Below are 25,811 nucleotides of genomic sequence, written 5' to 3'. Positions count from 1 at the left end.
TTCCTTGCTTGAATGGGATGCGACGCTCAAACCACGCCCACGCCCAGATATCGGTCCTTGACCGTATGATCGGCGGCGAACTCCGCGTTGTCGCTCGCGTAGACGATCACGCCCTGCTCGATGATGTAGTGCCGGTCCGCCAGTTGCGTGCACACTTCGAGGTTCTGTTCGACCAGCACGATCGCTACGCCCGCCGCCTTGATCTGCTTGAGCTGTTCGACGATTTCCTCGACGATCACGGGCGCGAGGCCTTCCACGGGTTCATCGAGCATCAGTAGGCGCGGATGATTCATGAGCGCGCGCCCGATCGCGAGCATCTGCTGCTCGCCGCCCGAAAGCTGCGCGCCGCCGTTTTTGCGCCGCTCCTTCAGGCGCGGGAAAATCCGGTAGATGTCTTCGAGTTGCCACGGCGAACCTTTGCGCGCGCCGAGGCGCAAGTTCTCCTCCACGCTCAGCAAGCGGAAAATGCCGCGATGCTCCGGCACGAAGCACAGGCCCCCCGCCGCGATACGATGCGCGGGCTGCCCGCTCATTGCCTTGCCGGAGAACTCGATCACACCGCCACGCGGCGCCATCACACCCGCAATCGTCTTGAGCGTAGTGGACTTTCCCGCGCCGTTGCGGCCTAGCAGCGTGACCGTTTCACCCTCGTTCACCTGCAGCGACACGCCCTGCAGAATATGGCTCTTGCCGTAGTACGCGTGAATGTCCCGCACGTCGAGCATCATGCGCGGCCTCCCGTAATCATGTTGCCAAGGTAGGCGCTGCGCACGCGTTCGTCGCCGCGTATCGCGTCGGGTTTGCCCTCCACGAGCACGCGGCCCTGCTGCATCACCGTGATGGTGTCGGAAATGTCCATGACGATGCCCATGTTGTGCTCGATGAGCACGACCGTATAGTCGTCGCGCAGGCCGCGGATCAGTGCCTTCATGTCGTCGAGATCGTCGATGCCCATGCCCGAGGTAGGCTCGTCCAGAAAGATCGCGCGCGGCCGCGCGGCCAGCGCCATGCCCACTTCGAGGCGCCGCTGCTGGCCATGCGAGAGCGCGCCCGCCGCCGTATCCGCATGGCGTTGCAGCGCGAGGCGCTCCAGCACGCGCTCCACCGTTTCCGCGTGGGCAAGCGCACCGTGCGGCGGGGTCCATGCGTTGAGCGCGCGGCGCGCCTGCACGCCCTGCGCCGCCACGCGCAGGTTCTCGCGCACGCTCAGGTTCTGAAACAGGCTCGTCACCTGGAACGAACGCGCAATACCGCGGCGCACGCGCTTGTGATCGGGCTCACGCGTGATGTCGTGGCCGTCGAATACTATGGAACCCGAAGAAATCGGCACCGTGCCTGTGAGCACGTGAAAGAGCGTGGTCTTGCCCGCACCGTTCGGCCCGATCACCGAATGCACCGTGCGCGGCGCGATGCGCAGGTCCACACCCGAAAGCGCCGTGAATTTGCCGTAGCGCTTCACAACGCCGCGCGCCTCCAGAATCGCTTCGCTCATGGCTGCTCCTTGCTGTGCGCATCCGCGCCATCGGTACGCCGCAGGGCGGCCACGACGCGCTCACCCAACCCCCACAGACCGCGCTGCATGAAGAGGCTCACGGCGATCAGCACGAGGCCAAGCAGAAGCAGCCAGCGCGGCCACAAGGTGGAGAGCCAGTCGGCAAAGAGCACGTAGAACGCAGCGCCAATGACCGAGGCGAAGAGGTTGCCGCTACCGCCTATCACCGTCATCAGCAGGATCATTTCGCTCGTGTGATAGTCGATGTTCGAGAGCGGCGCGATGCCGGTCATCATGGCGTGCAACGCGCCGGCGAGACCGGTGACCGCACCCGAGATCACGAACGCCATCAACTTGAAGCGGCTCACGTGATAGCCCGCCGCGCCCGCGCGCGCCTCGTTGTCGCGAATCGCGAGCAGCGTGCGACCGAACACGGAGTGCGAAACGCGCACCATCGACGCGAACACGACCACGAACACCGCCGCGACGAAGCCGTAGTACTGCCACGGCGAATCGAGCGCGATAAGCGCGTGCGATCCGATTGAAAGCGCGGGACGCGCAATGTCGAGCAGGCCATTGTCGCCGCCGGTGATATCGGGCAACGAATAGGCGAGAAAGTAGAAGAGCTGGCCGAACGCGAGTGTGAGCATCACGAAATACGTGCCGCGCTGGCGTATGGAAAACCAGCCGACAATCGCCGCCGCGAGCGCACCCAGCACAGCCGCGGCCGCCAGCGCCGCGAGCACCGAAGGCACGCCGTGCGTGAGCAGGATGCCGGCGGTGTAGCTGCCGAGTCCGAAGAAAATGCCTTGACCGAACGAGAGCAGTCCCGTAAAGCCCAGCAGCAGATTGCAGCCCAGCGCCGCGAGTGCGAACACGAGCACTTCCGTTGCGAGCGATCCGGAACGGATGGTGAGCGGCAGCGCGCACACCACGACGATGGCAAGGAGAACATAACGATAGCGCCGCAGCAGGCCGCCAGGTCCGGCCGCATCGCGTGTGCCCGCGCCAGCGGCGAGCTTCGTCGATTCGATCATGCGGCCCTCCCGAGCAGTCCGTTGGGACGCAGCAGCAGCACGGCCGCCATCGCCACATAAATCATGAGTTGCGCGCCCTGTGGCCAGAGCGTGCTCATGAGGCTCTGGACGATGCCGACCAGCAGCCCCCCCACCAGTGCGCCGAGAAAGTTGCCCATGCCGCCCACCACGACGACGACGAAGGCCACGCTCAACGCCTCGAGCCCCATGAACGGATCGACGCCGCGAATAGGCGCCGCCAGCACGCCCGCGAGCGCCGCCGTGGCCGCGCCGAGCGCGAACACGAGGCTGAACACGCGCGTAACGTTGATGCCGAGCAGCGACACCATCTCCGACGACTCGCTGCCCGCCCGCACCGCGCTGCCGAGCCGCGTGCCTTCGAGCACCCACCAGAGCAGCACGGCGAGCACGGCGGTGAAGCCGATCACGAAGAGACGGTACTTCGGATAAACGAAGCTGCCCCAGATCACCACGCCATTGAGCGCGTCGGGCACGGCCACGTTGTCGCCGAGCGGTCCCCACACGAGAATCGCGCATTCCTGGATCACCAGCGCAAGCCCCACTGTCGCGAGAATATGAAACTCGTGCTGCTGCGCATAGATATGCCGTAATACGAGTTTCTCGACGATCCACGCGAGCGCGCCCACCACGATCGGCACGACCACGAGCGAGAGCCAGAAACTGCCCGACCACTGCAGAAACTGATAACAGCAATACGCGCCGAGCAGGTAGAACGCGCCGTGCGCGAAATTCACGAAGCGCAACAGGCCAAAGACGATCGAGAGGCCGACCGCCAGCAGGAAATACAACATCCCGACGCCGATTCCATTGATGATCTGCAGCAGATAGACATTCATGGCGTGCGTAGCGTAGAAGTGACGAACGAGCGGCACCCGAGGCCGCAATGGATACCTCAGGCGATCTTGCACTCCGTCTTGTCGAGCGGAAGGAACGACTGGCCCGAGCTGACGATGTCCACGTAGTCGTCGCCATTCTTCATCGCCGATTTCTTTTTGCCCTTCAAAAGATAGTAGTTTTTGAGCACCTGATGGTCACCCTTGCGGATCTCCTCCGGGCCCGTCAAACCGGCGTATTTCATGCCTTCCAGCGCGGCAATGACTTTCTTCGGGTCGGCGCTGCCCGCCTTCACCATGCCGTCGAGCAAGATCTTCGAACAGATGTACGAGCCCGCGAGGCTGTAGTTCGGGTTCGCCTTGAAGGCCGCCTGGGTGCGCTGCACGAGGTCGTGATTGAGCGGCGTGTCGATGCCGTGCCAGTACTGCGCGCCAAAGTACACGCCATCGCACAGGTCTGCGCCCAGCGCCTCGAACTGTTCGAGACCCGAGGCCCACGCCATGAGGATCGTGCAGTTGTTCTTCATGCCGAAGCTCACGGCCTGGCGCAGCGTATCGGAGGACTGCGAACCGAAGTTGAGAATGAGCAGCACGTCGGGCTTGGCCGCCACCGCATTCGTCAGATAGCCGCTGAATTCCTTCTCGGTGAGCGAGTGATAACTGTTGCCCACGTGCTCGATGCCCTTCTCCTTGAACACGTTCTTCGCAGCGCTCAGCAGGCCCTCGCCAAACACGTATTGCGGCGTGATCGTGTACCAGCGTTTGGCCTTCGGCTGCATCTGGATGAGCGGGCGCACGGTCTGATCGATTGCGCCGAAGGTCGGCACCGACCAGCGGAACGTGGCGGCGTTGCAGTCCTTACCCGTGATTTCGTCGGCGCCGGCCGTGGTAATGAATACGCCACCGCTCTTGTCGACTTCCTTGCCCATGGCGAGTGCTTCTGAAGACAGCACCCCGCCCGCAAAGAAGCGCACGCCCTTCTGCTGCTCGATCTCCTGCACGCGGCGCACGGCCGTAGCGGGCTTGCCCTCGGTATCGAGCGTGGTGTAGTCGAGCGGCAAGCCGAGCACCTTGCCGTACTGCTTGACCGCGAGCTGCATGCCGAGATCGGCGTACTTGCCGTTGGCCGCGAACGGCCCCGACATCGGCACGGGGCACGCGAGCTGCACGCCGGCTGCCCCCTGCGCGAACGCCCGTGAGGACGAGAGGACGCTCAGCGCGCCCGGCATGGCCGACAGCGCGGCCAGTTTCAACAGTTCTCGGCGATTCAAGTTGAGGCTCCTTGTGGGGAAACACAGACACGAACGACGCGGCAGACTGCAAAACCGTACCGGCGCATACGAGGCGGCCTGCGAGACGGTGATTTCTATTTATCATGATAAATAGAATGAACCCGATGCTAGGTATAATTAATTTCAGTGTCAATCCGTCAAAAACCTCGTCTGCCTCGCCGCGCCTTCCCATGAACGGCGGCGCGGCCGGCGCGAAATAACGAAACAACATCACCCAGGGAGTCGCGAAGATGGTCACGAACCGGGTCAGATCGGGGACCGCCGTCGAAATCAAGCAGCCCAAGCGCGCCGATCTCGTCGCCGAGGAGATCAAGCGCCTCATTACCGAAAAGGATCTGAAACCGGGCGACCGGTTGCCGCGCGAAGCCGAGTTGCAGCAGCTCTATTCGGTCAGCAAGAGCACGATCCGCGAGGCGCTCAAGTCGCTCGAGGTGCAAGGTCTCATCAAGGTATCCACGGGGCCGAGCGGCGGCGGCATGGTGGTGGAAGTACCGCTCGACCGCACGCTGCAATTGCTGCAGAACTATCTGTTCTTCAAAGATGTCTCGATCGACGACATCTATACCGTGCGCCAGCAGCTCGAACCCGAACTCGCCGCAGGCGCCGTGCCGCATCTCACCGAAGCGGATTTTGCCGCGCTCGAAGCGAACATTGAATGCTGCGACGGTGCGAGCGGGCCCCATGACCACGGCCGCCTCGTGCGTCAGCGCCAGGAGGACATGACCTTTCACGACATACTCGCGGCCGCGAATCCCAATCCGTTCCTGCGCTTTATCTGCGAGCTGATCAACGAAATGATCCGCCAGCTGATCGAGTTTCGAAACGACACGCCGATTGCGGAGCATCGCCGCTTTGGCGCTTCGAACGTCAAGATTCACCGCGAGATCGTGAAGGCCGCACGCGAGCGCGACGTCGAGCGTGTGCGCGCGCTGATGGTCGAGCACATGACGGAGGCGCCCAAACATGTCAAGCGAATGAAAGGCAAACTGCGCGGGCGGCTGATTCTCGATTCGGAAATCCGCAAACGCGTGCGCATGATCACGAGTACCAGCGCAGCGGACGACAAGGAGGCGTGACGCATTAGCGCCGGTCCCTGCGATCGCGCCGGTCATTGGCTAGACTGGAACGACTATGCGCGCTTCCCCGCGCGCGAAAGGAGGACCGGCAATGCTCACGCAGCGAACGAAGGACATCGTGAAGGCGACCGCGCCCGTGCTTGCGGACCACGGTTACGCCATCATCAAGCGTTTTTACACGCGGCTCTTCGAGGCCCACCCCGAACTGAAGAATGTGTTCAACATGGCGCACCAGGAACAGGGGCAGCAACAGCAGGCCCTCGCGCGCGCCGTCTATGCGTATGCGGAAAACATCGAGGACCCTTCGAGCCTCGGGGCCGTGCTCAAGAACATCGCAAACAAGCACGCAAGCCTCGGCGTGCTGCCCGAGCACTACCCGATCGTCGGCGAACATCTGCTAGCCGCGATCAAGGAGGTGCTCGGCGACGCGGCCACCGAGGACATCATCTCCGCCTGGGCGCAGGCCTACGGCAATCTCGCCGACGTGCTCATGGGCATGGAATGCCAGCTGTATGAAGGTTCCGCCGACAAGCTCGGCGGCTGGACCGGCTGGCGCACCTTCGTCGTGCGCGAGAAGCGGCTGGAGAGCAGCATCATTACCTCGTTCGTGCTCGAACCCGCCGACGGTGGCCCGGTCGCGAACTTCGAGCCCGGCCAGTACATCAGCATCGGTGTGAACGTGCCGGCGCTCGGCTTGCAGCAGATTCGGCAATACAGTCTTTCCGATATGCCCAATGGCAGGACCTACCGCATTTCCGTGAAACGCGAGGCCGGCGGCCCGCAGCCGGCCGGCTACGTTTCGAACCTGCTGCACGATCACGTGAACGTGGGCGACGAAGTGAAACTGGCCGCGCCTTACGGCAACTTCCATATCGACGTGAACGCGTCGACGCCTATCGTGCTCATCAGCGGCGGCGTGGGTCTCACGCCGATGATCAGCATGCTCAAGCGAGCGCTTCAGGACCCGAATCGCAAGGTGGTGTTCGTGCACGGCGCACGCAATAGCGCCGTGCATGCCATGCGCGACCGTCTGCGCGAGACCGCAGCCACGAACGCCAACTTCCACCTCGTGATTTTCTATAACGAGCCGCTGCCCGGTGACGTCCATGGACGCGATTACGATTACGCGGGGTTCGTCGACATCGGCCAGATCAAGCAGGCGGTTCTGCAACCCGACGCCGACTACTATATTTGCGGGCCCATTCCCTTCATGCGTATGCAGCACGACGCGGTAAAGAATCTCGGCGTTCACGAAGCCCGGATTCACTACGAAGTCTTCGGGCCGGATCTTTTCGCGGAATAGGCGCCGCTTTCATGCCGGCCAGGCGCGGCCCAACAGCCGCGCCTGCCGTCTGCCTGGCTCAGAATCCAAACACCTTCAACGCGTTGCTGCCGCGTACCGCATCGCATTGCGCCTTCGGCAAGCGCGCGGTATTGGCAAACGCACCGCGCGTGTCATGCACCTGATGCGGCCAGTCCGTGCCGAACATCACCTGGTCTGCGCCCACCACCGAAATCAGGAACTCGAGCGACGCCGGGCTATACGTGATGCAGTCGTAGTAAATGTGGCGCAGGTAGTCGATAGGCTTGCGCTTCATCTGGCGGCGCTGCGGAATTTCCACGTCGTCGCCCTTGCCGAAGCGGCCCGCGAGATACGGCAGCGCCCCGCCCGCATGCGAGGCGATGATCTTGAGGTTCGGATACTGGTCGAAGAAGCCTTCGAAGATCATGCGCGTGATAGCGAGCGTCGTATCGAACATGAAGCCCACCGACCAGCTCAGGTCGAACTTCGTCATGTCCATTTGCTCGGCGCCCGGCGGATCGGTGGGGTGCACGAGCACCGGCAGTGAACGCCGGTCGATCTCGGCCCAGATCGGCGCGAACATCGGGTCCGTGAGGCTGCGGCCCGCCACGTTGGCGAGCACCATCACGCCGCTCGCTCCGTTGGCGCAGGCGCGCTCCAGCTCCTGGACCGCGCGTTGCGGATACTCCCACGGCAGCGAAGCGAACCAGCGGATACGCTCGGGGTGAGCGGCCTGTCCCTCGGCAATCGTGTCGTTGGTCTCGCGCGCGGCCTGGCAGCTCGTTTCCTCGTCACCCCAGAATACGTTCGGGCACGTCAGCGAAACGACCGACACGTCGATACCCGCTTCGTTCATGTGCTTGATGCGAAGATCGAAATCGAAATGGCCCTTCTGCGGAATCACGACCGGCGTGTTGCCGCGAAACACTTCCTGCTGCCCGTCGGGCCGCGTTTGAATGTTGTAGGCCCCACCGCGCTCCTTGAGCAGTTCGAGCCATTTGTGCGTGAAGATATGGGTATGGACGTCGATGACGGGCATGCTGGTTTCTCCTGTTCGAGATTCACCGATGGAATGTACGACGCTTCGTCATCCTTATTGTATGGATCGAAGCGTCGGCGAGTATGTGTTGCGAGGTTCACCTCAAATGGACGAAGGCGCCGAAAGATCGTTCAAATGCGGCGCCTCGCGCTTGAGCATGAATGCGCCGACAAGACCCAGCGCGAAGAACACCGCGCAGAAGTGGGCAGGCGCCATGTTGTTGCCCGTGGTGTGCAGCAGCCAGGTCAGCACGAACGGCGAGAATCCGCCGAAAATCGCCGCGCCGATGTTGTACGAAATCGCGAGGCCGGTGGAGCGCACCTCGGTCGGAAAGAGCGCTGCCAGCGCCGTGGGGATCGGGCTGTTCGAAGCACCGATCAGCAACGCGAACAGCAGTTCGACCGTCATGATCGAAACGATGGAAGGCGCGCTCACGATCCAGTAGTAGGCCGGATACAGCACGATGAGAAATACGATAAGCGAGCCGCAGATCATGCGGTTGCCACCCACGCGGTCCGCCATATGGCCGAAGAAAGGAATCGTGACCACGCGCAGCAACACGCTCGCAAGCAGCACGTTAAAGGGCAGCGTCACCGGCATGTGCAGGTTCTGGACCGAATAAATCGGCAGATAGGTGATGATCACGTACGACATGACATTAAGTGCGGCGCTGAGCGCCGTCGCCACGAAAAGCTCGCGCGGGTATTGCGACACCACGCGGCTAAACGGCGCCTTTACGCGTTTCTCTATCTGCTCGAACGCCTCGGTCTCCGGCAGACTGCGGCGGATATAGAAGCCCACCGGGCCAATGAGCAGACCAAAGAGGAAAGGAATGCGCCACGCCCACGATTCGAGCGCGTGCGGCGTGAAGAGATGCGTGAGCGCACTGCCCATCGCCACGGCCAGCAGCGCGCCCAGCGCCTGTGCGAACATCTGCCAGCTGCCGTATAGGTTGCGCCGCCCCTTGGGCGCGTACTCGATCAGCATGGCCGTGGCCGTGCCGAACTCGCCGCCCGCCGAAATACCTTGCAGCAGTCGTGCGCACAAGACGATTGCGGGCGCAACGAGTCCGATCTGCTGGAAACCGGGTGTAAAGGCTATCATCGCGGCCGCCAGCGTCATCAAGGCGATGACGAGTGCGAGGCCCGCCTTGCGGCCCTTGCGGTCGGCGTACATGCCGAGCAGCACGCCGCCGAGCGGCCGCACGACGAACCCCGCGCCGAAAGTGGCCGTGGTCAGCATCAGCGCCGCGTATTCGCTGTTGCCGGGAAAGAACTGTCTGGCGATGATGATAGAGAGAAACCCGAATACGACGAAGTCGTACCACTCCAGCACGTTGCCGAGCGTCGACGCCACGGCGCCGCGCCAGCGAATGCGCGTATCCATTGCTCTCACGACTGTCTCCATGCGGTCAGCTCACGGCTGGCCTGCTCTTATTGCTGCTGCTATCGGTTCGTTGTCGACTTCATGCAAATCTGCCGCAATGCAATGTAAGGCACTATAGTCATGAAGACAATCGAACAAAATCAATGGCTCCATAAAGTTACTTTATGCAACCGACCATCAAGCAATTGCGCGCCTTCGCGCTCGTCTGCCGTTTCGGCGTGCTCACGCGCGCCGCCGACGAAATGTTCATCACGCAACCGGCCGTAAGCGTGCTGATCCGGCAGATGGAGGAAGCGCTCGGCATGCGCCTCTTCGACCGTACGTCGCGCTCGCTACGGCCCACGGTGGCGGCGCAGGAAATCCTGCCCACTGTCGAGCGCATGCTGCGCGACCTCGAATCGATCCAGTCGAGCGTGAAAGAGCTGGCTGGGCGCGAGCGCGGGCAGTTGCGCTTCGCCGCCACGCCTTCCATCGCGGCGGCTATCGTGCCGCGGCTCGTGGCCGAGTACCGCGCGCTGTATCCGAACATTGAGGTTTCGATCGACGACGCCGCGCCCGACCGGCTCACCGCTTCCACGCTCACCGGCGACGTGGAGTTCAGCATCGGCACGATCAGCGACAAACCCGAAGGCATCACGCTGCAATGTCTCGCGCGCGACAGGCTCTGCGCGATTTGCCGTAAGGACTCGCCCCTCGCGAAAAAGCGTCGCGTAACGTGGGCCGATGCGCTCAGCTACCCATGGATCGGCGTGAAGCCGGGCAGCGGCATTCGCGGCCTGATCGACGAGACGCTCTTCGCGCTAGGTGAGCGCAAGTCCATTGAATATGAGGTGTCCTATATGACAACCGGGCTTTCGATGACGGAGGCCGGACTCGGCATCGCGATCTTTCCCGGCATGCTGCTCGGCTCGTTTCCGCACCGCGATCTCGTCGCGCGCAAGCTCGAAGCGCCCGTTGTCACGCGCGACGTCAATCTGATCCGGCGCGCCGAGCATTCGCTTTCACCCGCCGCCGAGTCGTTCATCGAACTTTGGTACAAGCGCATCGGCAAGCCAGCGAGCGCTTGAACCCCGCGCGACCGTGTCGCCCAGTCGTCACCGGCGCAGCACCTCCGCGGAGCATTCGATCATCCCGCCTATCACGCGGCTGCGCGTGGAAGCGCGCGACCACAGAATGCCGAAACGACGCGGCTCGGTTTCCTCGGGCAGTGGCAGGCGCGCGAGCCGCAAGCCCTTCGTAAGCGGCGTGCCGATATCGGGCACGAGCGAGACGCCAAGGCCGCGATCCACCATCAGCGCAATCGCCATCAGCGAGTTCAATTCGAACAGCTCGCGCGGTGCGATCTTCGCGCGGCGCAAATACTGGTCGGCCTGCTTGCCGCCGCCGAGCGCGCGGTCGTAACGAATGAACGGCTCGCGTCGCAGCAGTTCGTGCGGGTCGGCCCGCGCGAACCTTGCAGGCGCGAGCACGACGATGGGCTCTTCTCGCAACAGATGCCAGTCATAAGATTTCGGCAGCGCGAAGGCCGGGTGCAGGCAGATGGCCACGTCCACCTCGCCGCGCTGCAGCGCCTCGAAGAGTTCCGTCGACGTGCCTGCGCGAATCAGCAGCTTGACCTGCGGAAAAGCCGCGGCGAAGCGCGCCAGCACGTCGGGCAGCACGCTCAGCAGCGCCGATGTGATGGTCCCCACACGCAGTTCGCCGCCCATTTCCTGCTCCTGCGCCAGCGCTTTGAGCTCATCGAACCCGCGCACGAGCGAGCGGGCGCGCTCCACGACGCGCTGGCCCGCCTCCGTGGGAATGACGGTGCGCCCCGCGCGCATGACGAGCGCCACACCCAGCTCGCGCTCGAGTGCCTGGATTTGCTGCGCGATCGCGGCGGGCGTCACGCCCACGCGACGCGCAGCCTCCGCCATGGAGCCGCTCTCCACGACCAGCAGCAGATTGCTCAGAAAGCCAGTGTCCATAACCGTAGCATTTCTATGGTTTAAAGATAGATCCGCATAGTTTATCTAAATCGTTACCGATCGTAGACTGCCCTTCAGTGGTGATCTATACGGAATGCGTGGAAATGAGAAGCAAACTGTTCGTGCCGGCATCGCGCCCGGAGCTGTTCGAAAAGGCGCTCGCGAGCGCCGCGGACGCGTTGTCGTTCGACCTGGAAGACTCGGTTGCACCTGCGCGTAAACCCGACGCACGTGAGGCGCTGCGAGCACTGCTGGTTTCGCCCGCCATGCGCGAACACGGCAAGGTGCTGATCGTGCGCGTGAACGCGCTCGATACACCGTGGTTCGCCGACGATATCGCCGCCGTGGTTCAGCCCGGCCTCGATTACGTGAATCTGCCGAAACCCGAATCCGCCGACGACGTGCGCGCCGCCGCCGCCGCCATCGAGCGCGCGGAGCGCGCCAATGGCGTAAGCCGCCCCGTGAAGCTGCTGCTCAACGTCGAGTCGCCGCGCGCGCTGCGCGAAGCCGCGACGCTCGCGGCCGCCCATGCACGCGTGGCGGGACTGCAACTGGGTCTCGGCGACTTGTTCGAGCCGCTCGGCATCGCGCGGCGCGACCCGGCGGCCGTGCAGCAAGCCATGTTCAGCCTGCGGCTCGCTGCGGGCGAAGCCGGCGTGTTCGCCTATGATTCGGCTTTCGCGAATATCAAGGATACCGAAGGATTTCGTGCTGAAGCCGAGTTGGCCCGCGCGCTCGGCTTCCTCGGCAAGAGCTGTATCCACCCGAGCCAGATCGCGCTCGCCAACGACGTGTTCCGTCCGTCCGACGAAGAAATCGCCCACGCGCTGCGCGTGGTGGAAGCCGCGCGCAACGCCGAACGCGACGGCGTGGGCGCTTATGTCGTCGACGGCAAGATGATCGATGCGCCCTTCGTCGAGCGCGCCCGCGCGCTCGTGCAAAGCGCCGAGCGGCTTGGTCTCGTTGCGTGCGCAACGTCGAGCGAGGTGCGCCAATGAAACAACCTGCCGAAACGAACGCCGCGCCGCGCGGCCCGCTCGCTGGCGTGCGCGTGCTGGATCTGAGCGCGTATATCGCGGGCCCGTATGGCTGCACGCTGCTCGCGGATCAGGGCGCGGACGTCATCAAGATCGAACCGCCCACGGGCGACAATCTGCGCAAGTACCCTTCCACGCTAGAAGCCGAGAGCCGCGCCTTTCTCGGTGTGAACCGCGGCAAGCGGGGCCTCGTGCTCGACCTGAAGCAACCCCGCGCGCAGGAGGTGCTGCTGCGTCTCGTCGAACAGGCGGACGTGCTCGTGCACAACTTCCGGCCCGGCGTGCCAGCACGTCTCGGCATTGGCTGGGAACAGCTGCGCGAAGTGAACCCGCGGCTCATCTACTGCGCGGTCACCGGCTACGGCGACCAGGGCCCGAACAAGGACAAGGCCGGCTACGACCAGGTGCTGCAGACCATGACGGGCATGTGCACGTTCCAGGGCAAGCGCGGCGGCCCGCCCGAGATTCTTTATGGCTCGGTGGTCGACTACTACGCCGCCGCGCTCGTGGCTGCCGGGGTATCCTCCGCGTTGTTCGAACGCGAGCGCAGCGGCGCGGGCCAGTACGTGGGCGTTTCGCTGTTGCGCAGCGCGCTTACCATGCAGTCGGCGCGCATGATCTGGGCCGACGACGAACCGAAGGACGTAGGCCGCGACATGCGCTCGGGCGGCATCACCGGCATTCATCCCACGCGCGAAGGCTGGCTCTACATCTCGGCGAATACGCCGCATTTCTGGCAGGCGCTCTGCGAAAAAACCGGACTCGCTGCACTCGCGCAGAACCCGCGCTACGATTCGGTGCGCAAACGTGCCGAGCATCGCGACGAGATCGTGCCGCAATTGCACGCCGCGTTGCAGGCGCGCAGCGCGCTCGAATGGGAAGCGCACTTTGGCGAAGCCGTGCCCTGCGCGGCGGCGCGCACGGTCGAAGATATGTTCGACGACCCGCAGGTGCTCGCGGAAGAGATGGTCACGCGCTACGACTATCCCGGCGTAGGCGCGTATCGCGGCTTTCGCGAGCCGATCCGCTTCGGCGCAACGCCCGCACCCGATTCGATCGCCGCGCCCGCCTTTGGCGAGCATTCCGATACGGTGCTGCGCGAGGCCGGCTGGAGCGATGCGGAGATCGAACGATTGCGAAACGAGCACGCCGTGCTCTGAACAGAGAAGACCGCAACCGCGCACGTCGATTCCCGTTAGCGTGCGTGGCAAACAAGGAGACAACGCGATGGACCGTGAGCAGCATGTCCATACCATCGACACCCCCAAAGCGCGCATACAGGCGCCCGCCTTCGCGTGCGATTCGCATATCCACATCTATGATCGCCGCTTCGCGGCGTCGCCCGGCAACGGCGCACATATTGTTGATCGCGCAACGGTCGAGGACTATCGCCGCGTCCAGGAACGCACCGGCACGCAGCGCACCGTGATCGTGACACCGCGACCTTACGGCACCGACAACTGCGTGACGGTGGACGCGATCCGCCAACTGGGCATCGACAACGCCCGCGGCGTAGCCGTCCTGCGGCCCGATGTGAGCGACACCGAACTCGACATGCTCGATCGCGGCGGCATACGAGGCATCCGCTTTACGTTGTATACGCCGCATCAAGCGGTCGTCACCTTCGACATGGTCGAACCGCTTGCGCGACGCATCGCGGAACTCGGCTGGCATGTGCAGTTGCACTGGACCGCCGACCAGATCGTCGAGCACGAAGCGTTGCTCACGCGCCTGCCCTGCAAGATGGTGTTCGACCATCTCGCACGCCTGCCCCCGCCCGTGGGCACCTCGCATCCCGCGTATGGCGTGGTGCGCCGCCTCGCGGCCTCCGGGCGCGTGTGGGTCAAACTCTCGGGCGCCTACCTCGATTCGCAAGTGGGACTCGCGGGCGGTTACGCCGACCTCGCCGAGACCACGCGCGCATGGGCCGCGCTGCTGCCGCAGCGCACCGTGTGGGGCAGCGATTGGCCCCACGTGACGGAAACGCACAAGCCGGACACCGCCGCGATCTTCGATCTGCTCGGCACATGGGTCGAGGACGAAGCCGCACGCAAGCGGATTCTCGTGGACAACCCCGCCGAGCTCTACGGCTTCGCCCGATGAACTAGCGCCACGACGCCCCAGATACAAACAGCCGCGCGCCAGGTACGCGCGGCCACCTTCAGCACCAGGAGACACCACGTGAAGTCCACCGCCACCGCCGCCCCCCCTCGCAAGACGCGCTTCACCGATGCGACGATCAGCCTGTTCGAGCGCACCATTCCCGACCCGTTCGTGCTCGCGATCCTCATCACCGCGGTCGTGGCCGCACTCTCGGCGATATTCGCCCCACATGCGACGCTCAACACGCTCGTGGTCGGGTGGTACAAGGGATTCTTCAATATCCTGACGTTCGCCTTCCAGATCACACTCGTCCTGGTAACGGGCCACGCGTTCGCTCACGCCGCGCCCGTGCAGCGCGTGTTCAAAGCGCTTGTGGGGATTGCCCGCACGCCGGTAGAGGCAGCCGCGCTCACCTTCGTGCTCGTGGCCGTGGCCTCGTTCTTCAACTGGGGCCTCGGCCTCGTGGTCAGCGCGCTGCTCGCGCGCGAGGTGGCCAAGCGCATGCGCGTGGACTTCGCATGGATCGTCGCAGCGGGCTTCTCCGGTTGGGTCGTATGGGCGAGCGGCATTTCCAGTTCGATCGCGCTCGCGCAATCCACGCCCGGCAGCGCGATGAACGTCGTGCAAAAACTCACGGGCGAAGTCCTGCCGTTCAGCGACACCGTATTTACGGCATTCAACCTCGTTCCCGTGGTCGTCATGCTCATCGCCACGCCCATCTTGCTCGCGTTCCTCAAGCCACGCGATGAAGACGCCGTCGTGCTCGACATCGACAAGAACCCCGACCCGGAACCGCGCAAACGCCCCGAAGGCAAGCTGAGCTTCGCGAAGTGGCTCGAATACTCCTGGATCGGCAGCGCATTCATTGGCGCGGTGGGCGTGACCTTCCTCGTGCTCGCGCACATCGAGCACATCGAAGCGTTTTCCGGCGTGAACGCCGTGATCTTCGTGATGTTCATCGCAGGCGTGATCCTGCACGGCTACCCGCTCGCTTACGCCGACGCGGTCAAGAACGCCGCGAAGCAAACCGGCTCGATGATGCTGCAGTACCCGCTCTATGGCGGCGTGATGGGCATGATGGACGCCACGGGCCTGCCCAACGTGATCTCGCACTTCTTCATCGCGATCTCGAACACGCACACGCTGCCGTTCTGGAGCTATGTGTGCTCGCTGATCGTCACGTTCTTCATTCCGAGCGGCGGCGGCCACTGGGCCGTGCAGGGCCCCTTCGTTGTGCCCGCAGCGATCGCGCTGCACGCCTCCATGCCGGCCACGACCATGGCCGTCGCAATGGGTGAACAGGTCTCCAACATGATGCAGCCGTTCTGGGCCGCCCCCGTGGTCGCCATGGCCGGCATTGGCGTGCAGCGCGTGCTGGGCTTCACGGTCATGACCTTCCTGCTCGGCACCGTGGTGTTCGGCGCCGCGCTGCTGCTGCTCGTTTGACTCGCATGCTTTCTTCAATCTAACCAGAAACAAGGAGACACCGCATGCAACGACGTGCATTCATGGCGTCACTCACGGCGCTCGCCGCGGGCGCGGGCACATTCGGCGGCATGGGCGCGGCGCGCGCCCAGAAGGTTGCGTCCGCACCGGCTTCGTCCACCATCGCGCAGCGGCTTGCCGCCTACGCCGCTGCGCTGAACTACGATGACCTCGATGCGGGCACGATCGAAGTGGTCAAGACCCACACCGCCGACGCGCTGGGCTGCGGCATCGCCGCACTCGGCGAGAAACCCGTGGGCATCGCACGCCAGGTCGCGCTGAACTACGCGAGCGGCGACGGCAAGGGCGCGACGGTGCTCGGCACGCAGCGGCGCACGTCGCCCGATCTCGCGACGTTTGCGAATGGCGCGGCGATCCGCTACTACGACCTCAACGACGTTTATGCGGGCAAGGAGATCGGCCACCCCAGCGACAACATCGCGGCGTGTCTCGCGCAGGCCGAAGCCGAAGGCGCGAACGGCCGCGACCTGATTGTCGCCATCGCCCTCGCCTACGAAATCGACTGCCGCCTCATGGACGCCGCTTCGATCAGCTCGCGCGGCTGGGATCACCCCATCTTCAGCCTGCCCGCAGCCGCGCTTGCGGCAGGCAAGCTCATGAAGCTCGACGAGCGGCAACTGGCCGAAGCCGTCAACATCGCGCTCAATGGCCATCTCGCGCTGAACCAGACGCGCGTGCAAACCATGTCGAACTGGAAGGGTCTCGCCGATGCCGACGCTGCGCGTAACGCCGTGTTTTCGGCCGCCCTCGCACGCGACGGACTCACGGGCCCCGCGCCGATTTTCGAGGGCGATGCGGGGCTGTTCAAGCAGGTATCCGGACCATTCAGCATCGACACGGCGAGTTTCGGCGGCAAAGGCCGGCCGTTTCGCATCAACGACTGTGCCGTGAAGTTCTACCCGGCGCAGGCGCTCACACAAACGGCCATTGCCGCGGGCATCGACGTTGCGAAGCAGGTGGGCGATCTCAACCGTATCGCCAGCATGGAGATTCGCACCTCGCACGAAGGCTATTTCTCGGCGGGCATGGACCCGCAGAAATGGGCGCCGGAAACGAGCGAAACCGCCGATCACAGCCTGCCCTACGTGACCGCGCGCGCCATGTTCGACGGCGATATCAGCCTGGCGAGCTACCGCTCCGATGCGCTGCATGACCCGAAGATCCGCACGTTCATGCAAAAGATAAAAGTTGTGGAGGATCCCGAACTGACCCGGCTGTATCCGAAATATTACGCGACCATCGTGAGCGCCACGCTCACGGACGGACAAACCGTGTCGAAGCGCGTGGACGACATTCCGGGCTTCGCCACGCGGCCGATGCAGCGCGGCGACTTCGAGGTGAAGTTCCGCAAGAACGCGACGCCCGCGATCGGCCAGGCACGTGCCGGCGATGCTCTTGGTTTTCTCTGGAGTCTCGACCAGCAGCGCGACCTTTCGCGCCTGTTTGCGCCGCTCGTCGTGCACACCTGAAAGCCGCGAGGGGAAGTATCAGCCCCTCCCGTGCCGCGCCGAAAGCTCTTCCAGATCGAGATCGCGTTCGAGCACGCGCAACAGTTCGTCGTGGATGAGGCCGGCGCGGTGCAGCTTCAGCAGCTCCGCGCGCCCGGCTTCCACCGCGGCCAGCACGACGTCGTAATGCGAGGTGCGCATTTCCTGGGGATAGCTCTCGGCGTTCGCATAATTGCGCGTGAGGGTCGCCCGATACGTGTACTGCTCCAGCAAACGCGGATGAATCACACTGCCGTCCGGTCCATGCACGAGCGGCGTGATCGCCTCAAGCTGCGCCGCTTCGAGGCGCGCCCACGCCTGCGGCTCGTTGAGGTAGGCGGATTCATCTTCCAGATCATTCGCTGGCCTGATTAGTTTTATCAACGGTCCGATGGTCGTGCCTTGCAGCAGCACCGTGAACAGAATGACGGCAAACGCGGCGAAAAGGATGAGGTCACGCCCTGGCATCGCCTCTGGCAACGCGAGCGCAATCGCGAGCGTGACCACGCCGCGCATGCCGGCCCAGCTCACCACCGCCGCGCCGCGAAAGTCCGCGGCGCTCACGCGGCTGGGCATCATCCGATGCAACGCTGCTCTGATGATCTCGATCCCATAGGTCCACACGCAGCGAGAAACGACGACGGCAAGCACCACGGCCATCGCGGCGGGACCGAGCAGCGCGACCGCATTGCCGGTCCCGCCGAGGCGAAGCATGACCGCGCGCAGCGAGAGACCGATCAGCACGAACACTAGCGCCTCGAGCACGAAAACCATGACCTGCCAGAACGCCGTGCCGCGGCTGCGCACGGTAGCCGACAAGACTTCGTGCTGATGCCAGCCTAGCTGCATGCCGCACGTGACCGTTGCGATCACACTCGAAACGCCCAGCATGTCCCCCGCGATATAGGCGATCCAGCCCGCCAGCACCGATGCGGTGATGATCAGATATTCATCTTCGAGCTGACGCAGCAGACAAACCACGACATAGCCCACGACAGCGCCAACCACGATCCCGCCGAGCGCGAGCCCGACGAAGCTGAGCGCCGCATTCGGTTCGCTGAACGCCCCCGTCAATGCCGCCGCCACGGCGAAGCGAAACAGCACGAGACCGGCGGCGTCGTTGAGCAGGCTCTCGCCTTCGAGCAGCACCATCAGGCGGCGCGGCAACGCGAGCCGTTCGAGCACGGCTTTCGCGGCGACGGCATCCGGCGGCGACACCACCGCGCCCAGTGCGAAACATGCGGCCCACGGCAGCGACGGAACGGCCCAATGCGCAACCACGCCGACCGCCCACGTCGTGAAGGCCACCGCGCCAATGGCGAAGAGCAGGATGGGCGCGAGGTGACGCTTGAAATCGGACCAGACGAAGAAGTAAGCACCGTCCATCAACAAGGGCGGCAGGAACACGACGAGGACGAGGTCGGGGTCGATCACGACCGGCGGCAGGCCGGGCACGAACGCCATGGCGGCGCCGCCGACCAGCAGCGCGGCAGCGGGCGGCAGGCGCAGGCGTTTCGCGAGCAGCTCGAGCGCGATGATGGCGATGAGCGATAGGAGCACGAGCTTGAACGCCGACACGGCCGACATGACGCTTCCTTGTTTTTGCCCGAGTACGGTGCCCGGGGTGGCGCGAGGGAAAGCGTATCTTGCCATGAAGGCATGGTGGGAGGAACGGGCGTGTCAGGCCGGCCGTTGGCGACTAGATCGCGAGGTTGAGCCAGTCGACGATCACGTGCGCGGCAACAACCAGGCAGACGACCACCACCAAAACGCCGATGCACATCCCGATGTCGGCATATAAATGCCAATGACGCTCGATGATCGCCGCGAGGTAGCTATCCGGGTCGACCGGCTCTTTTCCCGCTCGGTAATGTTCGCGCGGTTTGGACATTGAAATGGCCTCTTTGAATGGATTAGAGGCGTTCGAGCAGAAGGTACACGCCGAGCACGATACCCATGCAAAATGCCGCGCAGCCAAGCGCCACGCCGAGATCGATGATCTCGGCGCACTGGCGTTGAACGAAATCGACGACGACACGCTCGCGACGCCCAGCGGATTGGACGTCAACGTGCGTGCGGATAGACTTGCCCAGCGCATCGACGTGTTTCATCAGATGCGACGTATCGAGCAACAGTTGCGGACCCATGACTTGCCTCCAGCGCGAATGATTCCGGTGAAGGCGTCAGATTAGGGAAATGGGGGTGGCGGGGATATCGAAGGAATTCGAAAAGAGGGATGGCCGCCGCCCCTCAATTCCCGCAAGCATGAATCAAAAACTGCTGCATCGCTCGTGCAGGATCGCTCAACACCGCGCCCGGATGCCACAACATGCCCGCCTCCATCTGCGGAATGGCATCCTCCACGGCGCAAGCGTCGATGCGCTTACCTTCCAGCGACCACGGCCTGAACACCATATCCGAGAGAATCGTCACGCCGAAGCCATGCGCCACGAGGCCGCGCAGCGCCTCCATCGAACTCGTGCGAAACGCGATATTCGGCGCAACGCGCCGCTTTTTCCAGTAGCGCAGCGTCGAGGCCTCGCCCTCGTCCACCGTGATCAGAATATAAGGGTAACGCGCGATGTCGCGCAGCGTGACGGTGCCCATCTGCGCGAGAGGATGCGTTGGCGCGGCCCACAACTGCCGTCGCGAACGCATCAAGACATGGTGGCCAAAACGCGCGCGCCGCTCCACATTGGAGAGCAGCACCACGCCAAGATCGACGTCGCCCGCGAGCACCGCCTCCTCGATAGCCGGCCGGTCGAGATCGCGCAGATCGATCTCTATCTCCGGATAAGTCGCACGAAAGCGCGCGAGCAGTTCCGGAAGAAAATAGCCGAGCAGCGTATAGGAAGCGGCCATGCGCACCGTACCGCGCAGGCTGTGCGCGCGAAACGGCGCCTTGTGCAGCGCGTCGCGCACCGACTCCAGCACGTGGCGCGCGTGATTGAGAAAGTCCTGCCCGTCGGGCGTCAGTTCCACGCCCTGAGGCAAGCGCACGAAGAGTCGCGTGCCGAGCGCCTCCTCGAGCGCGAGCACCGCATTGGTGATCGCGGACTGCGAGACATGCTCGGCCGCCGCCGCCATCGAAAACTGCCCGTTCTGCGCCGCCGCCACGAAGTAGCGGAACTGCCGTAAAGTCACGTCCTTGGCCATGTGATTTTCGAATATCGTGAGTCGATGATTCCGATTCTACGATACGCGGTCTTCGGCGTCCCAGCGGCGGCCAGCCCAACGCAAATCGTCGACTAGCGAGGCGCCATGCGCAACGCGCCGTCAAGCCGTATCACTTCGCCGTTCAGATAGCGGTTGCCGACGATATGCTCGACGAGCGCCGCAAACTCCGCGGGCTGGCCGAGGCGTTGCGGAAACGGCACGCCCGCGCCCAGCGCCTGCTGCACTTCGGTGGGCATGGCGAGGAGCATCGGCGTTTCGAAGATGCCAGGCGCGATAGTCACCACGCGAATCGCGTTGCGCGCCAGTTCGCGGGCCGCAGGCAGCGTGAGCGAAACCACACCGCCCTTGGAAGCCGCATAGGCCGATTGCCCGATCTGGCCGTCGTACGCCGCCACCGAAGCCGTATTGACGATCACGCCGCGCTCGCCGCCGGCGTCGGGCGTGTTGTTCGCCATCGCCACGGCAGCGAGGCGCATCACGTTGAAGGTGCCGATGAGGTTGACGCTTACGACCTTCGCGAACAGATCGAGCGAATGGGCGCCCTCTTTTCCGACGATGCGTTGCGCAGGCGCGATCCCCGCGCAGTTGACCGCGCCATGCAGCGCACCGAAGCGCTGCGTGACGCGCGCAATCGCCGCCTCGACGCTTGCTGCCTGCGTCACATCGACCTCAACGGCCAGTGCACGTTCGCCGCCAGACGCCGCCTCGTCACGCGCGCGGGCCACGTCGATATCGGCGAACACGACGTTGGCGCCGCGTTCGAGCAGATGCCGCCCGACCGCTGCACCGAGCCCTGAACCGCCGCCCGTGATAAAAAACGTCTTGTCCTGCACAATCATTTGAATCTCCTCCGTTGAATATCTATTAGTTATCCGATCTTTCAAACCGTCTCACCCGACAGTTCCGCGCGATACCGCTCACGCACACCGCGCGAACGCTCGTAATTGCGTTCCTTGACGATACCGAACCCACGAACCGCGCCCGGCACGCCGAGCAGGCCGATCGCAGCCGCAAGCGTCTGCTGCGTGAGCTTGCCGAGTACGAGACGCACGTCGTCCTCGAATTCGCCGATCATCGCGCGCTCGATCACGCGGTCGCGCTGGCGTGCAAACGGATCGAGCGGCGTGCCGCGCAACGCCTTACCGTGCTTCAGCACGCGCAGCAGCGGCTCGGCCCACACGCCGCGCAGCGCGATCTTGTTGCGGCGTCCCGTTTGCGCGTCGCGTCGCGTGAGGAGCGGCGGCGCCATGTGGAACGTCTTCTTGCCTGCCGTGCCATCGAACAAACCAGACAGGTACGCGCCGAAGCCACCGTTCGTGTGCAGACGTGCAACCTCGTACTCGTCCTTGTAGGCGAGCACTTTGAAGTAATGGCGCGCTGCCGCCTGGGCAAGATCACCGTTTGCACCTTCAATCCGGCGCTCCGCCTGCGCGACGGTTTCGATCAGCGCGCGATACCGCGCCGCATAAGCGGCGTTCTGATACTGCGTGAGATCGCGCTCGCGCTCGGCCACGAAGCGTGCGAAATCGAACGGCGTGTTCGCGACTGCAACGTCCGCTCCCGCAACGCGCTCGAGCGCGCGAGCGTCCTGCGCGATCAAACGTCCCCAAAGGAACGCGCGTTCGTTCATCTTCACGGCCGCGCCATTGAGTTCGATTGCGCGCTGGATCGATGCCTCGGTGAGCGGCACGAGGCCCATCTGATACGCGTAGCCCACCATCATCATGTTCGAGGCGATGGCGTCGCCGAATATCGCTTCCGCGGCCGCCGTGCAGTCCCAGAACTCCGCGCCCTCTGCGCCCATCGCGCTCTCTATCGCCGCTTGATGCACGGCCTTGCTCACGGGCAGATCGCCATCGCGCACGAAGTCGGCCGTTGCCGTGATGCGCTCGTTCACGATCGCGCGCGCACCGTTGGCCGGCAGGCGCGAGAGCGCGCCGGACGACGCGGCCACCACGGCGTCGCAACCCAGCAGTACGTTGGCCGCATGCGCGCCGATGCGCGAGGTGGTGATGAGCCCGCGGCTCGCTGCGATCTGCACGTGGCTCAACACCGCGCCGTTCTTCTGCGCGAGACCGGTAAAGTCAAGCGTCGAGGCGCCGCGCCCTTCGAGGTGCGCGGCCATGGCGAGTATCGCGCCGATCGTCACGACGCCCGTGCCGCCCACACCGGTCACGACCATGCGCAGATGCTGCTCCAGCGCCTGCGGCACGCGTGCGGGCGGTGCGAGCGTGGCGCACAACTCGGCTTCGATGCGCTGAATACGCGCGGCGTCCGGGCGCTTCGGCTCCATGCCCTCGACCGTCACGAAGCTCGGGCAAAAGCCCTTCACGCACGAGGTCTCCTTATTGCAGCTCGATTGATTGATGACGCGCTTGCGGCCCAGTTCCGTTTCGAGCGGCTCGATCGCAATACAGTTCGACTGCACGGAGCAGTCGCCGCAGCCTTCGCACACGGCCGGATTGATCACCACACGCGTGGGCGGATCGATCAGCTTGCCGCGCTTGCGGCGGCGGCGTTTTTCGGCGGCGCAGGTCTGGTCGTAGACGATCACCGAAACGCCCTTCTGCTCGCGCAAGCGGCGCTGCAGCGCATCGAGTGCGTCGCGGTGCAAGAGCGTCACGCCCGTGGGCAACCCATGCGCGCCCACGTATTGCTCGGGCCGGTCGGTCACCACGACGACTTCGCACACGCCTTCCGCCTGAACCTGCGCCACCACACGATGCACGGTGAGGCCACCCTCGGTGGGCTGCCCGCCTGTCATGGCGACCGCATCGTTGAAAAGAATTTTGTAAGTGACGTTCGCGCGCGCCGCCACGGCCTGGCGAATCGCAAGGCTGCCCGAATGCTGGTAGGTGCCATCGCCGAGGTTCACGAACAAATGGGGCATATCCGTGAACGTCGACATGCCGACCCACTGCACGCCTTCGCCGCCCATCTGGCAAAACGTCGCCGTGTTGCCCGACTCCCCGAGCGCCATGATGTGACAGCCGATGCCGGCCGCGGCATGCGAGCCGTCCGGCAGGCGTGTCGAGGTATTGTGCGGGCAGCCCGCGCAGAAGAATGGCTGGCGGGTGAGCGGTTCGCCCGGCGGTACGGAAGCCAGCGCGATGACGCGCTGCGCGCCCGAACGCGCATTCGTTGTATCCGCAACGATATGCGGAACATCAACCGCAACGTGCTGAAAAAACCGCTGCAGTGCGCGGGCAAGCTGCTCCGGCGCGAACTCCATCGCCGCCGCAAGCAGCGGCTCCCGCTCGCCAAGCGTCTTGCCGTGCACGGACGGCCGCTCGTCCGCACGCACGTTGAAGAGCGCTTCCTTGATCTGCCGCTCCACGAACGAGCGCTTTTCCTCCACGACGAAAAGCGCCTGCATGCCGCGTGCAAACGCCTTGAGCCCTTCCGTCTCGAGCGGCCAGATCATGCCGACCTTGTAGAGCCCGATGCCGAGCTGTTCGAGGCGCTCGGGCGTGAGGCCGAGCGCCTCGAACGCGGCCAGCACGTCCGCATGCGCCTTGCCCACCGTGACGATGCCCACCCGCGCATGCGCGGGCCGCAGCAACGCGCGGTCGAGCGGATTCGCCCGCATGAACGCGAGCGCGGCGGGCAGGCGTTCTTCAAGCACGCGGCGCTCCAGTTCGGCGCGCTCCGCGGGCCAGCGTAATTGCGTGTCGTAGTTGAAGCCGCGCTGCGCCGGAACCGCAATGTCCTCGGGCAAACGCAACGGCATACGGCGACCTACACGCATCGAGCGGCCGCTTTCCACCGTCTCCGTAATCGCCTTGAAACCCACCCACAGCCCGCTGAAACGCGAAAGTGCATAGCCCGTCAGCCCGAAGTCGATGTACTCCTCGACCGAGGCCGGAAAGAGGATGGGCATCATCGCGCCTTCGAATACGTGGTCCGTCTGGTGCGGGAACATCGAGGACTGCGCCGCATGGTCGTCGCCGGCCACGGCCAGCACGCCGCCGTGCCGCGCCGTGCCGAGCATGTTGGCGTTGCGGAACACGTCGCCCGTGCGGTCCACGCCAGGTCCTTTGCCGTACCACATCGAATACACGCCTTCCACACGCTTGCCGGGAAACGCATCGAGTTGCTGCGCGCCCCACAGCATCGTCGCGCCGAGGTCTTCGTTCAGGCCCGGCTCGAAGCGCACGTCGAAGTCCGCCAGCAGCGTCTTCTGGCGCCACAGTTCCTGATCGAATCCGCCGAGCGGCGAGCCGCGATAACCGGAGACGAGACCCGCCGTTTTCAGCCCGGCAAGCCGGTCCGCGCGCGCCTGCTCGATCAGGATGCGCACGAGCGCCTGGGTGCCGGTGAGAAAAACCGCGCCGTCTTCGCGCAGGTAGCGGTCTTCGAGGCGATAGTCCGTATCGATCTGGCGCTCGGTCTCGACGGCTCGCATGTTCATGGTTGTCTCCGCTGTTCGGCTTGTGGGTATTACCGAATTCTAGGTAGCCAATAGCGGCGATTCGTGCCAAACTGAGCCACAGATCGCTAGCGAATTAGCAACATTCGCCCCAAAATCACATTTTTCTGGGAAAGCCGGCCAATGAAATTCGACCGCGTGGATGTGGCCATCCTGCACGCCCTGCAGCGCGACGCGCACGTGAAGTCCGCCGACCTCGCGGAATCGCTCGGGCTTTCGCTCTCGCCGTTCTACCGGCGCATCCGCATGCTCGAAGAGCGCGGCGTCATCACGCAGTACGTCACGCTGCTCGATCAGGAGAAGGCGGGCTTTCCCGTGAACGCGTATGTGTCAGTGGCGATCGAGAAGAAGAATGAGACACGGCTAGCCGCATTCGAGCGCGCGATCTCGAACTGCGACGAAGTGATGGAGTGTTATTTGATGACGGGCGCGTTCGACTACATGCTGCGCGTGGTGGCGAGCGATATTGCGGGCATCGAGCGTTTCGTCATGACGCGTCTCACCAAGATCGAGGGCGTGCGTGACATTCACACTTCCGTGGCACTGCGCCGCGTGGAGTACAAAACCGAGCTGCCGGTGCGCGTGCGCGACGAGTGATACGCTGCGAACCCGGTTCTTCAGTCAGG

General features: G+C 64.2%; 23 protein-coding genes. 9 read left to right on the top strand and 14 right to left on the bottom strand.

Annotated elements, in window-relative coordinates; genetic code table 11:
* Positions 1-26: 26 nt before the first annotated feature.
* Genes JMY28_RS21445 through JMY28_RS21425 form a run of 5 tightly spaced genes read right to left on the bottom strand, consistent with a single transcriptional unit; the run spans position 27 to position 4,654 of the window.
* On the bottom strand, positions 27-728 hold the full coding sequence (locus JMY28_RS21445) for an ABC transporter ATP-binding protein (protein ID WP_201697917.1): 702 nt from the start codon (positions 726-728) through the stop codon (positions 27-29).
* A complete protein-coding gene (locus tag JMY28_RS21440) occupies positions 725-1,492 on the bottom strand; it encodes an ABC transporter ATP-binding protein (protein ID WP_201697916.1) in 768 nt (255 codons plus the stop codon). The genes JMY28_RS21445 and JMY28_RS21440 overlap by 4 nt, the downstream gene beginning before the upstream one ends.
* Positions 1,489-2,529: a branched-chain amino acid ABC transporter permease gene (locus JMY28_RS21435; RefSeq protein WP_201697915.1), complete on the bottom strand. Its 1,041-nt coding sequence runs from the start codon at positions 2,527-2,529 to the stop codon at positions 1,489-1,491. Before JMY28_RS21435 ends, JMY28_RS21440 begins: the two co-directional genes overlap by 4 nt.
* Positions 2,526-3,386 carry a branched-chain amino acid ABC transporter permease gene (locus JMY28_RS21430; protein ID WP_201697914.1) on the bottom strand — a complete coding sequence of 287 codons (861 nt, stop codon included), beginning with the start codon at positions 3,384-3,386 and terminating at the stop codon, positions 2,526-2,528. The genes JMY28_RS21435 and JMY28_RS21430 overlap by 4 nt, the downstream gene beginning before the upstream one ends.
* Positions 3,387-3,442: 56 nt before the next feature.
* Positions 3,443-4,654 (bottom strand): ABC transporter substrate-binding protein, encoded by a 1,212-nt coding sequence (locus JMY28_RS21425; protein WP_201697913.1) that lies wholly within the window; start codon positions 4,652-4,654, stop codon positions 3,443-3,445.
* 251 nt (positions 4,655-4,905) lie between these two features.
* On the opposite strand from JMY28_RS21425, the gene JMY28_RS21420 reads away from it, so the two are divergent.
* Both JMY28_RS21420 and hmpA read left to right on the top strand, forming a co-directional pair.
* Positions 4,906-5,751, top strand: coding sequence for a FadR/GntR family transcriptional regulator (locus JMY28_RS21420; RefSeq protein ID WP_201697912.1), 846 nt, complete (start codon positions 4,906-4,908; stop codon positions 5,749-5,751).
* A 91-nt stretch (positions 5,752-5,842) separates the two neighbouring features.
* Complete coding sequence (gene hmpA, locus JMY28_RS21415; protein ID WP_201697911.1) at positions 5,843-7,054, top strand: NO-inducible flavohemoprotein; 1,212 nt, start codon at positions 5,843-5,845, stop codon at positions 7,052-7,054.
* 58 nt (positions 7,055-7,112) lie between these two features.
* Here the strand turns inward: hmpA and JMY28_RS21410 are convergent, their stop codons facing one another.
* Both JMY28_RS21410 and JMY28_RS21405 read right to left on the bottom strand, forming a co-directional pair.
* Complete coding sequence (locus JMY28_RS21410; protein ID WP_201697910.1) at positions 7,113-8,093, bottom strand: amidohydrolase family protein; 981 nt, start codon at positions 8,091-8,093, stop codon at positions 7,113-7,115.
* Between the two features lie 102 nt (positions 8,094-8,195).
* Entirely contained in the window at positions 8,196-9,479 is a 1,284-nt protein-coding gene (locus JMY28_RS21405; RefSeq protein WP_236596984.1) for an MFS transporter, read from the bottom strand.
* 164 nt (positions 9,480-9,643) lie between these two features.
* Between JMY28_RS21405 and JMY28_RS21400 the strand changes: the two genes are divergently transcribed.
* Positions 9,644-10,546, top strand: a complete 903-nt coding sequence (locus JMY28_RS21400; RefSeq protein WP_201697908.1) for a LysR family transcriptional regulator — start codon at positions 9,644-9,646, stop codon at positions 10,544-10,546.
* Between the two features lie 27 nt (positions 10,547-10,573).
* Here JMY28_RS21400 and JMY28_RS21395 read toward each other — a convergent pair whose 3' ends face one another.
* Positions 10,574-11,446, bottom strand: coding sequence for a LysR family transcriptional regulator (locus JMY28_RS21395; protein WP_201697907.1), 873 nt, complete (start codon positions 11,444-11,446; stop codon positions 10,574-10,576).
* Positions 11,447-11,550: 104 nt separating this feature from the next.
* On the opposite strand from JMY28_RS21395, the gene JMY28_RS21390 reads away from it, so the two are divergent.
* From JMY28_RS21390 to JMY28_RS21370, 5 genes are all read left to right on the top strand, one after another.
* Positions 11,551-12,444, top strand: coding sequence for an HpcH/HpaI aldolase/citrate lyase family protein (locus tag JMY28_RS21390; RefSeq protein WP_201697906.1), 894 nt, complete (start codon positions 11,551-11,553; stop codon positions 12,442-12,444).
* Positions 12,441-13,643 (top strand): CaiB/BaiF CoA transferase family protein, encoded by a 1,203-nt coding sequence (locus tag JMY28_RS21385; protein ID WP_201697905.1) that lies wholly within the window; start codon positions 12,441-12,443, stop codon positions 13,641-13,643. Before JMY28_RS21390 ends, JMY28_RS21385 begins: the two co-directional genes overlap by 4 nt.
* Before the next feature lie 67 nt (positions 13,644-13,710).
* Positions 13,711-14,586: an amidohydrolase family protein gene (locus JMY28_RS21380; RefSeq protein WP_201697904.1), complete on the top strand. Its 876-nt coding sequence runs from the start codon at positions 13,711-13,713 to the stop codon at positions 14,584-14,586.
* 78 nt (positions 14,587-14,664) lie between these two features.
* Positions 14,665-16,032 carry a short-chain fatty acid transporter gene (locus JMY28_RS21375; protein WP_201697903.1) on the top strand — a complete coding sequence of 456 codons (1,368 nt, stop codon included), beginning with the start codon at positions 14,665-14,667 and terminating at the stop codon, positions 16,030-16,032.
* A gap of 44 nt (positions 16,033-16,076) precedes the next feature.
* Complete coding sequence (locus JMY28_RS21370) at positions 16,077-17,561, top strand: MmgE/PrpD family protein (protein ID WP_201697902.1); 1,485 nt, start codon at positions 16,077-16,079, stop codon at positions 17,559-17,561.
* A gap of 18 nt (positions 17,562-17,579) precedes the next feature.
* Here the strand turns inward: JMY28_RS21370 and JMY28_RS21365 are convergent, their stop codons facing one another.
* The 6 genes from JMY28_RS21365 to JMY28_RS21340 form a co-directional block, all read right to left on the bottom strand.
* Positions 17,580-19,166, bottom strand: coding sequence for a Na+/H+ antiporter (locus JMY28_RS21365; protein WP_201697901.1), 1,587 nt, complete (start codon positions 19,164-19,166; stop codon positions 17,580-17,582).
* 112 nt (positions 19,167-19,278) lie between these two features.
* A complete protein-coding gene (locus JMY28_RS21360; protein ID WP_201697900.1) occupies positions 19,279-19,470 on the bottom strand; it encodes a hypothetical protein in 192 nt (63 codons plus the stop codon).
* Between the two features lie 22 nt (positions 19,471-19,492).
* Entirely contained in the window at positions 19,493-19,726 is a 234-nt protein-coding gene (locus JMY28_RS21355) for a hypothetical protein (protein ID WP_201697899.1), read from the bottom strand.
* Positions 19,727-19,829: 103 nt separating this feature from the next.
* A complete protein-coding gene (locus JMY28_RS21350; RefSeq protein WP_201697898.1) occupies positions 19,830-20,735 on the bottom strand; it encodes a LysR family transcriptional regulator in 906 nt (301 codons plus the stop codon).
* Positions 20,736-20,827: 92 nt separating this feature from the next.
* Positions 20,828-21,595 (bottom strand): SDR family NAD(P)-dependent oxidoreductase, encoded by a 768-nt coding sequence (locus tag JMY28_RS21345; protein ID WP_201697897.1) that lies wholly within the window; start codon positions 21,593-21,595, stop codon positions 20,828-20,830.
* 41 nt (positions 21,596-21,636) lie between these two features.
* A complete protein-coding gene (locus JMY28_RS21340) occupies positions 21,637-25,167 on the bottom strand; it encodes an indolepyruvate ferredoxin oxidoreductase family protein (RefSeq protein WP_236596974.1) in 3,531 nt (1,176 codons plus the stop codon).
* 141 nt (positions 25,168-25,308) lie between these two features.
* On the opposite strand from JMY28_RS21340, the gene JMY28_RS21335 reads away from it, so the two are divergent.
* Positions 25,309-25,782: an Lrp/AsnC family transcriptional regulator gene (locus tag JMY28_RS21335; protein WP_042267102.1), complete on the top strand. Its 474-nt coding sequence runs from the start codon at positions 25,309-25,311 to the stop codon at positions 25,780-25,782.
* Positions 25,783-25,811 lie beyond the last annotated feature (29 nt).

The sequence above is a fragment of the Paraburkholderia hiiakae genome (assembly GCF_904848665.1).
Taxonomy (GTDB): Bacteria; Pseudomonadota; Gammaproteobacteria; order Burkholderiales; family Burkholderiaceae; genus Paraburkholderia; species Paraburkholderia hiiakae.
Note: the sequence above shows the minus strand (reverse complement) of the source record. Positions and strands in the feature narration are given on the sequence as shown.